The organism is Pseudomonas sp. WS 5146, from assembly GCF_012985495.1.
Lineage (GTDB): Bacteria > Pseudomonadota > Gammaproteobacteria > Pseudomonadales > Pseudomonadaceae > Aquipseudomonas > Aquipseudomonas edaphica.
In genome coordinates this window covers 83,174-97,719 of record NZ_JAAQWL010000015.1, presented here as the reverse complement: position 1 = coordinate 97,719, position 14,546 = coordinate 83,174, and the positions used below count along the sequence as shown (strand labels likewise).

The 14,546-nt window shown below is 60.4% G+C and carries 15 protein-coding genes; 7 read left to right on the top strand and 8 right to left on the bottom strand.

All coding sequences use genetic code 11. The features are described from left to right. Positions 1-21: 21 nt before the first annotated feature. Positions 22-543 carry a DUF3455 domain-containing protein gene (locus HBO41_RS27685; RefSeq protein ID WP_017135037.1) on the bottom strand — a complete coding sequence of 174 codons (522 nt, stop codon included), beginning with the start codon at positions 541-543 and terminating at the stop codon, positions 22-24. Between the two features lie 135 nt (positions 544-678). Here HBO41_RS27685 and HBO41_RS27680 point away from each other — a divergent pair, with 135 nt between their 5' ends. Further along, positions 679-1,458 (top strand): class I SAM-dependent methyltransferase, encoded by a 780-nt coding sequence (locus HBO41_RS27680; RefSeq protein ID WP_017135038.1) that lies wholly within the window; start codon positions 679-681, stop codon positions 1,456-1,458. Positions 1,459-1,540: 82 nt separating this feature from the next. After that, positions 1,541-2,326 (top strand): sulfite exporter TauE/SafE family protein, encoded by a 786-nt coding sequence (locus HBO41_RS27675; RefSeq protein ID WP_017135039.1) that lies wholly within the window; start codon positions 1,541-1,543, stop codon positions 2,324-2,326. A gap of 127 nt (positions 2,327-2,453) precedes the next feature. On the opposite strand, the gene HBO41_RS27670 is transcribed toward HBO41_RS27675, so the two are convergent. After that, a complete protein-coding gene (locus tag HBO41_RS27670; protein ID WP_099548246.1) occupies positions 2,454-3,692 on the bottom strand; it encodes an acyl-CoA dehydrogenase family protein in 1,239 nt (412 codons plus the stop codon). A 269-nt stretch (positions 3,693-3,961) separates the two neighbouring features. Between HBO41_RS27670 and sfnG the strand changes: the two genes are divergently transcribed. Next, entirely contained in the window at positions 3,962-5,047 is a 1,086-nt protein-coding gene (gene sfnG, locus HBO41_RS27665) for a dimethylsulfone monooxygenase SfnG (protein WP_099548248.1), read from the top strand. On the opposite strand, the gene HBO41_RS27660 is transcribed toward sfnG, so the two are convergent. Continuing rightward, positions 5,031-6,131, bottom strand: coding sequence for a GNAT family N-acetyltransferase/peptidase C39 family protein (locus HBO41_RS27660; RefSeq protein ID WP_169988523.1), 1,101 nt, complete (start codon positions 6,129-6,131; stop codon positions 5,031-5,033). The two genes, sfnG and HBO41_RS27660, sit on opposite strands and share 17 nt — an antisense overlap. A gap of 94 nt (positions 6,132-6,225) precedes the next feature. Between HBO41_RS27660 and HBO41_RS27655 the strand changes: the two genes are divergently transcribed. Next, positions 6,226-7,812 (top strand): RimK family protein, encoded by a 1,587-nt coding sequence (locus HBO41_RS27655; RefSeq protein ID WP_178111053.1) that lies wholly within the window; start codon positions 6,226-6,228, stop codon positions 7,810-7,812. Between the two features lie 6 nt (positions 7,813-7,818). Beyond that, a complete protein-coding gene (locus HBO41_RS27650) occupies positions 7,819-8,757 on the top strand; it encodes a magnesium transporter CorA family protein (protein WP_099548253.1) in 939 nt (312 codons plus the stop codon). Between the two features lie 104 nt (positions 8,758-8,861). Here HBO41_RS27650 and map read toward each other — a convergent pair whose 3' ends face one another. Together map and HBO41_RS27640 are read right to left on the bottom strand one after the other, a co-directional pair. After that, the gene (map, locus tag HBO41_RS27645; RefSeq protein ID WP_099548254.1) at positions 8,862-9,611 is read right to left on the bottom strand and encodes a type I methionyl aminopeptidase; all 750 of its coding nucleotides are present in this window, start codon (positions 9,609-9,611) and stop codon (positions 8,862-8,864) included. Continuing rightward, positions 9,611-9,811: a ParD-like family protein gene (locus HBO41_RS27640; protein ID WP_017135045.1), complete on the bottom strand. Its 201-nt coding sequence runs from the start codon at positions 9,809-9,811 to the stop codon at positions 9,611-9,613. The genes map and HBO41_RS27640 overlap by 1 nt, the downstream gene beginning before the upstream one ends. Before the next feature lie 275 nt (positions 9,812-10,086). On the opposite strand from HBO41_RS27640, the gene ilvA reads away from it, so the two are divergent. Next, entirely contained in the window at positions 10,087-11,109 is a 1,023-nt protein-coding gene (gene ilvA / locus HBO41_RS27635; protein WP_169988521.1) for a threonine ammonia-lyase, biosynthetic, read from the top strand. A 223-nt stretch (positions 11,110-11,332) separates the two neighbouring features. After that, positions 11,333-11,599: a DUF1652 domain-containing protein gene (locus HBO41_RS27630; RefSeq protein WP_017135047.1), complete on the top strand. Its 267-nt coding sequence runs from the start codon at positions 11,333-11,335 to the stop codon at positions 11,597-11,599. Between the two features lie 73 nt (positions 11,600-11,672). Here HBO41_RS27630 and HBO41_RS27625 read toward each other — a convergent pair whose 3' ends face one another. The 3 genes from HBO41_RS27625 to xylB form a co-directional block, all read right to left on the bottom strand. Continuing rightward, the gene (locus tag HBO41_RS27625) at positions 11,673-11,933 is read right to left on the bottom strand and encodes a DUF2790 domain-containing protein (protein WP_169988519.1); all 261 of its coding nucleotides are present in this window, start codon (positions 11,931-11,933) and stop codon (positions 11,673-11,675) included. 100 nt (positions 11,934-12,033) lie between these two features. Beyond that, the gene (locus HBO41_RS27620; protein ID WP_017135049.1) at positions 12,034-12,972 is read right to left on the bottom strand and encodes a carbohydrate kinase; all 939 of its coding nucleotides are present in this window, start codon (positions 12,970-12,972) and stop codon (positions 12,034-12,036) included. A gap of 12 nt (positions 12,973-12,984) precedes the next feature. Further along, positions 12,985-14,466 (bottom strand): xylulokinase, encoded by a 1,482-nt coding sequence (gene xylB, locus HBO41_RS27615; RefSeq protein ID WP_169988517.1) that lies wholly within the window; start codon positions 14,464-14,466, stop codon positions 12,985-12,987. Between the last annotated feature and the right edge of the window lie 80 nt (positions 14,467-14,546).

Below are 14,546 nucleotides of genomic sequence, written 5' to 3'. Positions count from 1 at the left end.
AGGCAGCGTAGCCGAGTTTACTCAGTTGGCTGCCCAGAAAATGTAGTCGGCCTGGTACTTCACCACGGCCTGCTGGCCTTTGTTCGCCGCCGTGCATTCGCTGCTCGGCGCCACGCCGCCTTTAAGGGCGACACGCTGGATGTAACTGACGCCACTCATGGCACCTTTACCTTCGGCCGGGTTGGCCTTGACCAGTTGATAGGGCAGGTTGCCTGCACTCGAAGGCGCTACCGCCAGTTGGGTGCCGGTGATTTTCGAGCCATCCTGGGCCTGCCAGGTGGCGGGCGGGCCGAAGTAGTTGCCCACCGGCTTGCCGCTGCGATCATTCAACACGGCTTTGGGGCCGACAAAGAACCATTCGGTCTGGCCGACGGCGTTGGCTTTGTCGCGGCATTCGTAGGTGATTTCGCCGACCCCGGTGGTTTCCATCGCAATCTTGTGCCCGTCCGGCACCTTGATGCTGTCCGGCAAGCCGGTCTGGGCGAAAGCCGCAGGCGCGACGGTGAGTGCAGCCGCGAGGCAGAACAGTGTTTTAGCGTTCATGGGTAGTGCTCCATTTGAGTAAAACAGCGGGGTGACTGCAAGGACTACACGCGAGGCGCACGATTGGATGCACGGGTTAGAAAATAAACCTCAGAGGGCGCACACTGTGCGCCCGCCCCCGAGGAGAACCTCGCAATGACTGGTGTTCACACGTCTGCTCAACAAGGTTTCTCGACCCAGGCCGCCACCTACGCCCAAGGTCGACCGGACTACCCACGCCAACTCACCGGCTGGCTGACCGATACACTGGGTATCAACGCACAGTCGACCGTGATCGACCTGGGGGCCGGCACCGGCAAGTTCACCCGTTTGCTCAGCACCCTGGCGCCCAGCCTGATTGCCGTCGAGCCGGTCGAGGCCATGGGCGCGCAACTGAGCAAACTGTTGCCGGATGTACGCCTGCTCAGCGGCACCGCTGACGCTATCCCTTTGCCGGAGGCCAGCGCCGATGCGCTGGTGTGCGCGCAAGCCTTCCACTGGTTCGCAACCGAGGCCGCACTGGCAGAGATCCACCGCGTGCTCAAGCCTGACGGGCGCCTGGGGCTGGTGTGGAATGTGCGCGATGAGTCGGTGGACTGGGTTGCGGCCATCACCGAAATCATTACGCCCTATGAAGGCGACACGCCGCGTTTTCATACAGGGCATTGGCGCGAAGCCTTCACCGGTGGGTATTTTTCCGCGCCGCAAATGAGCTGTTTTGCCTATCAGCATGTGGGCAGCCCCCAGGAAGTGATCATGGATCGCTTTCTGTCTGTGAGCTTTATCGCGGCGCTACCGGCCGCGCAAAAGGCCACGGTGACCGAGCAATTACGCGGGCTGATCAACACTCACCCGGCGCTGCGCGGGCGTGACACTGTGGCGTTTCCGTATCAGACCCAGGCCTATGTCTGCCATCGTCTGACAGAAAAAGCATAAAGTCAGATCATATTGATATAAGTCGTTATAAGAAAAATCGCTATCCTGCGGCCAGAATTTTATAAGGCCGCGGGTAGTTGTAATGGATGTGGGCAATTTTGGTTTTGTAGTCGCTGGCCTGATCGTTGGTTTTATCGTCGGCATGACCGGTGTTGGCGGCGGGTCCCTGATGACGCCGATCCTGTTGTGGTTCGGCATCAACCCGGCCACCGCCGTGGGCACTGACTTGTTATACGCCGCCATCACCAAGTCCGGTGGGGTGCTTGTACACAGCAAAAACCGCAATATCGACTGGACCATCACTGGCTGGCTGACCTTGGGCAGCGTTCCGGCGGTGCTTTTGACGCTGTGGTTCCTGGCCAGCCTGCACACTGATCCCAGCGCGATGAATGCGGTGATCAAGCAGGCGCTGGGCTTTGTGCTGCTGCTGACGGCGCTGGCAATCCTGTTCAAGAAAAGCCTGTTGGCGTTCGCCCAGCGGCATGCGGGCGATGATTACCACATGAGCCCGCGCAACCTCAACGCACTCACAGTCGTCACCGGCGCGATCCTGGGCACCATGGTTGCGTTGACCTCTATCGGCGCGGGTGCCCTCGGGACTGTGGCGTTGTTTATCTTGTATCCGTTCCTGGCCACGCGGCGTCTGGTCGGCACCGAGATCGCCCACGCCGTGCCGCTGACCCTGGTGGCGGGCCTGGGGCATGCCAGCATGGGCAATATGGACTGGCACTTGCTGGGCTTTTTGCTGATGGGGTCGTTGCCGGGGATTTACCTGGGCAGCCACATGACCGGCAAAGTCCCGGACGGCGTGTTGCGACCGTGTCTGGCGATTATGTTGATGACCATCGGGTATAAGCTCGCGTTCTGAGTGGTACACAGGATCGTTCCCACGCTCTGCGTGGGAATGCCACCCCGGACGCTCTGCGTCCCGCTCTTGAAGCCGTGACGCGGAGCGTCACAGGATGCATGCCCACGCAGAGCGTGGGAACGATCAATTACGCTTTGCCAGGCCCATTCCCGATCTGCCACACAAACGGCGGCTCGGTTCCATTGATCACCCAATCCCCCACGATCCGCGCCTTGTAGATCACCGGGTTATGCGACGACACGGTCCGCGCATTGCGCCAATGGCGATCCAGCGCTTTACCCTGGCGCACATCCGACGCCCCCAGTGCATTGAACAGCTCACTGGTAGCCCGCTGAATCAACTCCGACACCACCACTTGCGCTGTCGCCGATTCAATCTCGGCAGCCACGTTTGCCTCACGCTCAGCCACCTCATCCCCGGCAAATCTTGCCAAGTAAGCCCGTTGCGCCGGCACCGCAGCTTTCAACGCACTGGCCTCGGCGGCATACACCAGCGCGGCCACTTCGCCCACCACTTGCTGAACCTGCGGGTCCTGGCTGACATGTTCGGCATTGCCATGGCTGTAGATGCGTTTGCGGCTGCGCACCTGCTGCGCCACGTCGTTGAGCGCCGCACGGCCAATACCGGCAAGGCTCGCCAGCAGCACCAACTGGTAAAACGCGGTCTGGTATTTGAAGCGGGTGGCGAAGTCGATCACGTTGTCGGCCTCAACCACCGCATCGGTAAACCGTGTAGTGCCGCTGCCCGTGGTGCGTTGGCCGAACCCGTCCCAGTCATCACGTTGCACCACGCCGGGCTGGTGCGTGCGGGTGGCGGCGATCACGTCGGCGCCGGTGTCGCTGCGCTGGGCGTACACGTCGATCCAGTCGGAGAAAATGCTCCCGGTGCTGTAGAACTTTTCGCCGTTGAGCTTCCAGTGATCGCCATCCGGGCTGACCTGAGTGACCACATCGCCGATGGCCACAGTGCCGATTTCGGTCCAGGCGCAACCGACGATATCGCCGTCGACAAACCGCTTGAACCACAGGTCGCGACCCGCGCTGGGTGGCGCGTTCAGGCGGTCTTCGGCAAAGGCGAAGTGCCCGCGCAGCGCCTGGGGCACATTGGAGTCGGCCGCCGCCAGTTCGATCAGCAGCTCAAACAATTGCGGCAGGGACGCGCCGCCACCGCCGTATTCCACCGGCACCCGCACCGCGCCGAACCCTGCGTGTTTGAGCCACTCAATCGGCTCATAGGGCAGGGCGCGCGCCTGTTCACGTGCCACGGCACCTTCGGCGATGCGCTGGAAAATGGGCCGAAAGCGCGCGGCAAGTGTGGGGTAATCGACGCCGATGGACAGCGGGTTGATGACATGTTGCTCGGTCATGGGATACGGCTCCTGGGCAGTGATCAATGCTTAGCGGATTGCACAGTCCGTGCCGGGCGGCGCAGCCCGTATTTACTGGGGATGGATCCAAACTGCTGTTGCCCCAGCAACAGTAAATCGACAAAACAAGGCTATCCGCGACATTCGCCGGCTTGGCAAAAACCACAGCGATATACGCCGCAACGCCCGTGGGGTGGCGCTTTGATGATGTCTGGCACGCTTGCTGCTCAAGCCTGGTTACATCCTTCTTTCGTGCGAGGTACTGCCAGATGAGTCAGCAAGCCGTGAAATTTGCCTATTGGGTGCCCAACGTCAGCGGTGGGCTGGTGGTCAGCAAGATCGAACAGCGCACGCACTGGGGCATCGACTACAACCGCAAGCTCGCGCAGTTGGCCGAGGCGGCCGGCTTCGAATATGGCCTGACGCAAATTCGCTTCACCGCCGGCTACGGTGCCGACAATCAGCATGAGTCTGTAGCGTTCAGCCATGCGTTGCTGGCGGCGACCACTAGGCTCAAGGTGATCGCCGCGATCCTGCCTGGCCCTTGGCAGCCGGCGCTGGCGGCCAAGCAGCTGGCGACCATCGACCAGCTCACCAATGGGCGCATCGCGGTGAATATCGTCAGCGGTTGGTTCAAGGGCGAATTCCAGGCCATTGGCGAACCCTGGCTGGAACATGACGAACGTTATCGCCGTTCCGAGGAGTTTATCCGTGCCCTCAAAGGCATCTGGAGCCAGGACGATTTCACTTTCAAGGGTGACTTCTACCGCTTCAACAATTACAGCCTCAAACCCAAGCCACTCGGCCAGCCGGAGGTGTTCCAGGGCGGCAGCTCACGGGCGGCGCGGGACATGGCGGCACGCGTGTCGGACTGGTACTTCACCAACGGCAACACGCCCGAAGGTATCAAGGCCCAGGTTGACGATCTCCGCATCAAGGCCGCGGCCAATCACCACTCGGTGAAAGTCGGTGTAAACGCGTTTGTGATCGCCCGCGACACCGAAGAAGAAGCCCGCGCCGTGCTCGCCGAAATCATCGACAAGGCCGACCCCGAAGCGGTGAATGCGTTTGGCGATGCGGCCAAACAGGCGGGCAAGGCCTCACCGGAAGGCGAGGGCAACTGGGCCAAGTCCAGCTTTGAGGACCTGGTGCAATACAACGACGGCTTCAAGACCAACCTGATTGGCACGCCGCAGCAGATCGCCGAGCGCATAGTCGCGCTCAAGGCTGTGGGCGTGGACCTGATACTGGCTGGCTTCCTGCATTTTCAGGAAGAGGTCGAATACTTCGGCCAGCGCGTCCTGCCGCTGGTGCGCGAGCTGGAAGCCAAGGCCGGCGTCAAGCAGGTGGCTTAAACAACACGACGGCCGCGCGCAATTTGTTATTGCCAAAACGGCACATGCGCTCGAACTCCCCATGGCTGACCGGCAGATGCTGGCAGTCCAGGGATTGGCGATGCTGGCTGTGGTCCACGTCGGGGTCGTGCAGGTAGACGAACTCTTCATCGCAGTCGGTGACCATCACCCAATGTGGCGACTTGGAACGGGTGAGGCGGTAGCTGCTGATCAGTACCAGCGGCTGCCCGCCGGCCTGCAATACCTGCGGTAAATCCAGGGCGCCGCCGAATACCTGTTCGACGTCGCTGCCGACCAATTCCTCTTCAAACGCCTCATGCACTAAGCGCATCACGTCCTTTTTGTGCTGGTCGCGCACGCCATCCAGAAACAACGGCCCGCGCACATTCACCTGCATACGCACCCGAAAACCCCGGCGCCAGGCCGCCAAAGCCAAGCCTTGCGGGCTGCAGCCGCCATGGCCTGCGGTCATGAACACGGTGGTGGCTTCACGCCAGATCTGCAGTTCTTCGCGCCGCCCGGCCACGCGCCCAGGCAGCAACGCGCCCATGGCCATCAGCAAGCACGCGGCGCCACAGGTGAAGTCGGTGGTCTGCTGGTAATAGGGCACGCTCTGGGGGCGTGCGACCTGGTGCTGGAGGATGCGTTTTTCCAGGCGAATAGCGGCGGTGTGATCTTCGTAATAGTCATTTATCAGCGCAAAGCGGCGATAGCCGTTGCGCTCGTACAGCGCCAGGGCGCCGGGGTTGTCGGTGCGTACTTCCAGGCGCAGATAGGCGCAATCATGTTCCAGGGCGCAGGCCTCGATGCGCGTCAGCAATTGCTTGCCCAAGCCCATGCCGCGCGCACGCTCGGCGATGGCGATGGAGTACAGGCGCGCCAATGAAGTGCCGCGATGGAACAGCACCAGTGCATAACCTTGCAACTGCGCATCATTTTCCGCCACCAGCAACTGGCCATGGGCACGGCTGATCATCCACTGGAAACTGCGCAACGAGAGCCGGTCGGTGGTGAAACAGTGCTGTTCCAGTGCGACCAATTCAGGCACATCAGCAGGGGTTGCAACGCGAAAGGAAAGAGCCATATAACCGCCGTAAAAGTTGCGTAACGAAACGGGACTTCTCTAAAAGATCGTGCTTAATAGAAAAGGTCGAGTTCTCTAAAGCGGATCAAATATTATGTCAGCGGTACAAGGTCATTGGCGTGAAGTATCCGAGCAAAACGTCGCGGCGACAATAACTTCCAGCGGTTATTTTTCGGTCGCAAGCAAAGGTTCCAGCCAAGTGGTGATCATTGTCGAACGCAAGGAAGATTGGGCCTCTTACTTCCCCAGCGAAGACATCGTGACCGCCCAGGAATACCTTGAACAAACCCGTGAAAGCGAGACGGGCAAGCGTGTTCAGGTGATCAACCTGTGCCGCAGTTACAAGTACCTGGGCCACGGCTACTACTGCTCGTTGTTGGCCGAAGCGCGCGGGCACAAGGTGATTCCGTCGGTACGCACCATCAGTGAACTGACTAAAAAGTCGCTGTATGGCTTGTCACTGGATGACCTGGATAAAACCCTCGATAAAGCCTTGAGTCATCACCTTTACAGCAATACCGAAGGCTTTACCCTGACACTTTATTTTGGTCGAACCAATATAGAGCCGCTGCAAGAATTGGCCCGCCAGTTATTTGAAACCTTCCCGTGCCCGATCTTGTTAGTTGAGTTTCGCAAACACAATGGCTGGCACATCGACGGGGTCAAGTCCGGGGTCTTGCACAAGTTGCGCGATGACCAGGAAGACCAGTTCGCCCACGCCCTCGACAACTTCAGCCGCAAGATCTGGCGCCAGCCGCGCTCACGCCGCTTGGCGCGGTATGACCTGGCGATTCTTCATGACCCGAAGGAGCAACTGCCGCCGTCCAATGCTCGCGCCCTGGAAAACTTCGTGCGGGTCGGCAAAGGGCTGGGCATCGATGTGGAACTGATCGAGCGTAAGGATTACTCACGGCTGGCCGAGTACGACGCCTTGCTGATCCGCGAGACCACCAGTGTCGACAACCACACCTATCGCTTTGCCAAAAAAGCCGAAAGCGAAGGCTTGGTGGTCATGGACGACCCGGCATCGATCCTGCGCTGTACCAACAAGGTCTACCTCACTGACCTGCTCAACAGCCATCAACTGGGCATGCCCGCCACCGAGATTCTCTACAAGGAGCGACCGCAAGATTTCGAAAGGGTCGGCGAGCGCCTGGGTTTCCCGCTGGTGTTGAAGATCCCCGACGGCTGCTTCTCGCGCGGCGTAATCAAGGTGGAAAGCCAGGAAGCCCTGCTCAAGGCCACCGCCGAGTTGTTCGAACATTCGGTGCTGTTGCTGGCCCAGGAGTTTTTCTACACCGAGTACGACTGGCGCATTGGTGTGCTCAACCGCAAGCCGATCTTTGCCTGCCAATACTTCATGTCCAAGGGCCACTGGCAGATTTATAACCACAAGGCTATCGGCCAGGACATCAACGGCGAATGCCGCACCCTGGCGGTTCATGAAGCGCCCAAGGCAGTGGTGGAACTGGCGGTCAAAACCGCCAACCTGATCGGCGACGGCCTCTACGGTGTCGACCTCAAGCAGTCCGGCGACAAAGTGGTGGTGATCGAGGTCAACGACAACCCCAATATGGACGCCGGTATCGAAGATGCCTATTTGCAAGACGACCTGTATGCGCTGGTGCTCGAGGAGTTTGTACGGAGATTGGAGTTGAAACGCCAGGGCCAGGGCTGGTGACGCGCGATGATTCAGCGCTTTGAACTGACCGACGGAAAACTGTGCAAGGCGGACAAGGACGACGCTGCAATCATGCTGTTCAACAACCCGGACACGGCCGAGCGCGAGTGGTTGCGCGACCATCACAAACTCGACGAGCACGCCCTGGCTTCGGCGCTTGACCCAGATGAAGTCTCACGCATCGAGTTTCACCCCGATAACCTGTTCCTGATCTGGAAACGCCCGGAGAACTACTCGGGCGGCGGCAGCCTGATGTTCGAAGTGGCCTCCTGCGGGCTATTGTTTTCACCCGGCCGCCTGCTGGTGATCGCCACGGATGACACCCCACTCTCCGGGCTCGGCGCGCGTCGGCCGTTGCATACGCCGCTGGATGTGCTGCTCGACTTGCTGCTTAACAACATTCACCACTACCTGGGCCACCTGAAGGTGATCAAGCTGGTGGCGCGGGAGTTGCAGCAACAGTTCAATGCGTCGATGAGCAACCAGCACCTGATGCAGATGTTTAACCTCAGTGAAAGCCTGATCTATTACATCAACGCGCTGCACAGCAATGGCGCGGTGTTGTCGCGGTTGCGCAACCACGCGGAAAAGGAGCATTTCAGCGCCGAGGTGCTGGGGTTGATCGATGACCTGATCATTGAGAACCACCAGTGCTACAAGCAGGCGGAGATCTACTCCAACGTGTTTTCCGGGCTGATCGATGCACGCGGCAACCTGATGAACAACAGCATGAACAACCTGCTGCGCAAGCTGACGTTGATCAACGTGGTGTTTCTGCCGCTCAACCTGATCGCCAGCGTGGGCGGCATGTCGGAGTTCAGCATGATGACGGCGGGCACGCCGTGGTGGGTGTCGTACCCGCTGTTGATGGTGGCGATGGGCGTTGGGGCGGGGTTGATGGTGTTCGGGCTAAAGCGCATCGCAGGCGGCGCCAGCCGCGCGTGAACACGGATTCCTCCTGTGGGAGCTGGCTTGCCTGCGATGCCGGCGCCTCGGTGTGTCAGTGACACACAGTCGATGCTATCGCAGGCAAGCCAGCTCCCACAGGTTTACGGTTGCAGTGTCAGCACTTCAAAGCCGTCCGCCGTCACCGCCACGGTATGCTCCCACTGCGCCGACAGGCTGTTGTCCTTGGTCACCACCGTCCAGCCATCCTTGAGGTCGCGCACCTTGGCGCTGCCCTGGTTGAGCATCGGCTCGATGGTAAACACCATGCCTTCGCGCAGTTCCAGCCCGGTGCCGGGGCGGCCGAAGTGCAGCACTTGGGGTTCCTCGTGCATCTGCCGGCCGATGCCGTGGCCGCAATACTCACGCACCACGCTGTAGCCGTTGGCTTGCGCATGGCTCTGGATCGCATGGCCGATATCGCCCAGGCGTGCGCCGGGGCGAACCTGGCGAATGCCGGCCCACATGGCTTCGAAGGTCTGTTCCACCAGGCGCCGGGCCTTGGGCGCCACGCTGCCAATCATGTACATCTTGCTGGAGTCAGCGATAAAACCGCCTTTTTCCAGGGTGATGTCGATGTTGATGATGTCGCCGTCTTTCAACACATCCTTGGCACTGGGCATGCCATGACACACCACTTCGTTGATCGAGGTGTTGATGCAAAAGGGGTAGTCGTATTGCCCAAGACTCGCCGGCCGGGCTTTGAGTTCGTTACGGATGAAGGTTTCGACGGCGCTGTCCAGCTCCAGGGTCGAGCGCCCGGCGGCGACAAAGCCGTCGAGCATGCTGAATACCTGGGCCAGCAGGCGCCCGGATTCGCGCATCACGGCCAGTTGTGCGGGTGTCTTGATCATCAGCCGCGCCCTCGGATCAGGTCGGGTTTGTCCAGCAACAGCTTGTTGATCAGCTCGTTGTAGGGCAGGTGCGGGTTGAGTTCGGCCAACAGGCCGATCTTGATCCAGAACTCGGCCTGGGCATTGATGGAGCGGTCCATGGCGGCGCTGGCCAGGCGAAGCTGTTCGTGCAGTTGGTCGGTAATCTTGACGATGCCCATGGGTTTCACTGTGTTAGATGGATATACAAAGCGTATACGTTTCGTATATCGCTCGTAAACCCCAACCCGCTAAATGGCCACAGGCCATTGACTTGCCCAGTCACCGCCGGTTAATTTCGGTGCATGACCTTTCCAGCCTTGCGCCGCCAGTCGAGCATTATTATTACCGCCATTCCTCATTTGGCGGGATAGCACACGGCTGCACCCAAACCCGCCCTAGAGGCGGGTTTTGTTTTTCCGACTCCTGGGCAGCACACCAACACCAGGAGACGCCCATGAGTACCCACCGCGCCGCGCAAACCGCCAATACCGGGCTGCTTGAGCACTACGTGAAAAAGATCCTCGCCGCCCCGGTTTACGACGTGGCAGTGCGCACGCCCTTGCAATCGGCGCCTGCGTTGTCGGCGCTATTGGGCAACCAAGTGCTGCTCAAGCGGGAAGATTTGCAGCCGACGTTTTCCTTCAAGATCCGTGGCGCCTACAACAAGCTGGTGCAACTCGGCGATGAGCAGAAAGCCCGTGGGGTGGTGACCGCCTCGGCGGGTAATCATGCGCAGGGCGTGGCATTGGCGGCGCGGGAACTGGGCATCAAGGCCCGCATCGTCATGCCGTGCAGCACGCCGGAATTGAAGGTGCTGGGCGTGCGCTCCCGTGGCGCCGAGGCGGTGTTGCATGGCGAAAGCTTTCCGTTTGCCTTGGCCCATGCGTTGCAATTGGCCGAGACGTCGGGTTGCACCTTTGTTTCGCCGTTCGATGACCCCGATGTGATCGCCGGCCAAGGCACAGTGGCCATGGAAATACTGCGCCAGCAGCAAGGCCCGCTGCACGCGATCTTCGTGCCGGTGGGCGGCGGCGGCCTGATCGCCGGGATTGCCGCCTATGTCAAATACCTGCGGCCCGAGGTGCGCATTGTCGGCGTCGAACCCGAGGGTTCCAGTTGCCTGCTGGCAGCCTTGCGCGTCGGTGAGCGGGTGGTGCTGCCCAGTGTCGACTGGTTTGCCGATGGCACCGCGGTGGCGCAGATCGGCGCCTATGGCTTTGAGATCTGCCGCGATTGGGTCGATGAAGTGATCACCGTCAGCAATGACGAACTGTGCAGCGCCATCAAGTTGATCTACGACGATACGCGTTCCATCACTGAGCCTTCAGGCGCACTGGCGGTGGCGGGCGTTCGCAAGTACGTCACCCAAAACGGCGTGCGCGGGCAGACCTTGGTGGCAGTGAACTCCGGGGCCAATATCAACTTTGATAGTTTGCGACATGTTGCAGAGAGAGTAGCGGCGCAAAGTGTAACTTAGTGCATAAACGTTTAATCGACGCAGTTCGACGAGGATGCTGGTTACACGAACCGGCTTATATAACGCGCCGTTGTGCTTATGAGGAAAAGTTACAACAGCAACGGACTTTGCCGAGTAGGCTTGTTGACTATAAACGTCTGCCAAGGTCGGTAAGACGTGGTGGGCCTGCGCCTGCCGGACACACAAAAATCTGTTGGCAGTCTCAAAAAAGGAGAGGTTGGCCATGCTTTCGGAACTAGAGCTACGCAGCATTATTGAAGGAAGTTTCCTGCCCAAGCGGTGTGAATGTACCAAAGCCGAAGACGCCTCGTTGACGATCAAGGTGTATGACGACCGCGACCGTGACCGGGTGGATTTGGAAGTCAAAGGTATCAACGCGGAAAAACTCGACAGCAGTCGAGCCATTTGCAACCTGATCAGCGGGTTGCGCGAAGACCTCAAGCACACTCAAGCGCCTGCTCAGCAAAGAGTGGCGGGGCGCGGCTACTAGTCAGCCAAGTGTTTGAGAGTGATTCACCGACGACCTGTGGGCCTGGTAAACACCAGGCCCAATGCGGTGTGTTTCAATTCTGAAAATCGCAGGCTTCGGACATTTTTCGGTAGCCCACATCTTCGATCTTCCCGGCTTTGTCCACGAACTTGATATCGGCGTTGATCACCTTGCACACGTCGGTGTCTTCCTCGTGCATGGCGATCACTTTGTCGACGTTCAAGGGCATGCCGTATTGATACTGCACAGGCTTGACGGCGGTGTCGGCCTGGGCCATCCCCGACACCGCGGCAAGGGCCAAGGTGGCGGTGAATAACAAGGTACGCAGTTTCATGGTGGTGCTCCGCAAGTGAGTTCAATTTCACTCTCGGCTTGCGGGATTAACCATCGATTAATTTTGCCTTGGCTGACAAAACCTTCATGAAACCCAGGCTTCAGCCCAACTGCTGGCGATATGGCAGGTCCGGCCCGGTCTTGCTGCAGGTCAGCGCGGCGGCGCGGATCGCGAAGCCCAGCATGCTGTCGATTTGCGCGCGTGTCAGCTGTTGCAGGCCGTCAATGGAATCCAGCTGCTGCTCGGTCAACCAGGCAATCAACGCGGCCTGGAAGGTGTCGCCGGCGCCCACCGTATCGGCCATCACCACCTTGACCGCAGGTTGCGACCAACTGCCGTGCTGGCGGCTGAACACGCTGGCGCCATCGCCGCCACGGGTGAGGAACACCAATTGGCAACGGTGCTGCAACCAGCCTTGCAGCACGCTCTCGGGCGACTGGTCGGGGTAGAGCAGGTGCAGGTCTTCATCGCTGACTTTAATCAGGTCGGCATGCTTGACCAACTCGGCCACGCGCTCACGCCACAGCTGGATATCCGGTTGCGGGTTGAGCCGCACATTGGGGTCCAGGCTGATCAGGCGTTTGCCGCTTTCGCGCTTGACCAGGCTCAGCAGGGTGTCGCCGATCGGCTGCACCACCAGCGAAAACGAGCCGATATGCACGCCACGAACCTCATCGCCCAAGGTCGGCAGATGCTCAAGCGTCAATTGCCGATCGGCGCAGCCTTCGCCGCGAAAGCTGTATTGCGGTGAGCCGTTGGCGCCCACGGCAACCATCGCCAGGGTGGTTGGCGCGGCAAACTCAAGCAGAAACTGCTGGCTGACGCCTTCGTCCTTGAGCACTTGCAGCAAGCGCTGGCCAAGGAAGTCGTTGGACACGCCACCCAAAAGCGCGGACTCAATGCCCAGGCGGCGCAAACCCACGGCCACGTTGAACGGCGAACCACCGGCAATGGCCTTGTAATTGACCCTGGAAGCCTGCCCGCTGGCATCCTCCTCGCTGAAAAAATCGAACAGCGCTTCGCCACACACCAGATACATAGTCGTTCGCTCTTAAAGGGTTGCCACGAGCTGCTGATAGCGCTCGTAAGCCTGTTGATAGGCACTGACATTGGCCGCCACCGGCAGCGTGCGGCTGCTTGGGTCGACACTCACACATTTGTCGCACAGGCTGGCCAGGGTGTCGCCGGACTGGCTCCACGCCGCCTGGATCGCCGCGCCCAGGGCAGCGGCTTCGCTTTGTTCGGTACACACCACTTCGGTGTTCATGATATCGGCGACCATCTGCCGCCACACCGGGCTTTTCGAGCCGCCGCCGATCAGGCGGATGCTATGGCTTTGCAGGCCGGTCTGGCGCAGCAGGTCGAGGCCGTAGCGCAGGCCGAAGGTGGTGCCCTCGACCACCGCGCGACACAGGTTGGCGCGGGTCAGGTTGGTCATGGTCAGCCCGTGGAGGCTGCCGGTGGCGTGGGGCAGGGCGGGCACGCGTTCGCCATTGAGGAACGGCAGCATGCTCACGCCATCGGCGCCAATCGGCGCTTGCGCAACCAGGCTGTTGAAGGTCGCAAGGTCAAGCTCGAACAGCTCGCGAATCACCCCGGTGGCGTTGGTCAGGTTCATGGTGCAGATCAACGGCAGCCAGCCACCGCTGGACGAACAGAAGGTCGCGACCGAGGCTTGCGGGCTGACATTCGGCTGGTCGGCAAATGCGTAGACGGTGCCGGACGAACCCAGGCTCATGGTGATCACGCCGGGGGCGATATTGCCGGTGCCGATGGCGCCCATCATGTTGTCGCCGCCGCCGCTGGACACCTTGGCATTGGGGTTGATCCCCAGGCGTTCGGCGATGGCCGGCAAGATGCTGCCGACAGCTTGATCCGCCGCAATCAACGCGGGCAGGGCTTTTTCCAGGCGCCCGCTCGGGTCGATGTGCGTAAGCAGTGCCACGTCCCACTCGCGGCTGCGCACGTTGAAGTAGCCGGTGCCCGACGCATCGCCGTATTCCGCCACGGCGCGGCCGGTGAGCCAGTAGTTGAGGTAGTCGTGGGGCAGCAGGATATGCGCGATGCGTGCGAACACGTCCGGGTGTTGTTCGCGGGTCCACAGCAGTTTCGACACGGTATAGCCCGGCGCAATCGCCACGCCGAGGCGTTCCAGCGAGCCGCTTTCGCCGCCCAGGTACGCCAGCAGGCGGTCGTTCTCCGGGGCGGTTTCGGTGTCGCACCAGAGTTTGGCCGGGCGTAGCACCTCACCGTGCTCGTCCAGTAGCACCAGCCCGTGCTGCTGGCCGGAGACGCCGATGCCGAGAATGTCCTGGCCGTCCACGCCAGCCTGTTGCAGGGCGCGGTGAGTGGCTTCGGTAAAGGCATCCAGCCATTCCTGGGTGTGCTGTTCGCGACGGCCATTGGCGCCGCTGATCAGCGTATGCGCGGCGGCGCCCAGGCCCAGGACCTTGCCGCTGGACGCGTCGAGGACGATGGCTTTGGTGCCCTGGGTGCCGCAATCGATGCCGAGGTACAGGTTTTGCTGGGTCATGAAGGAGTGCTCAGCAGTATTATTCTTGGATTGATAGCCCGATTAAATGTGGACGCTGGTCTGTGTGGGAGCTGGCTTGC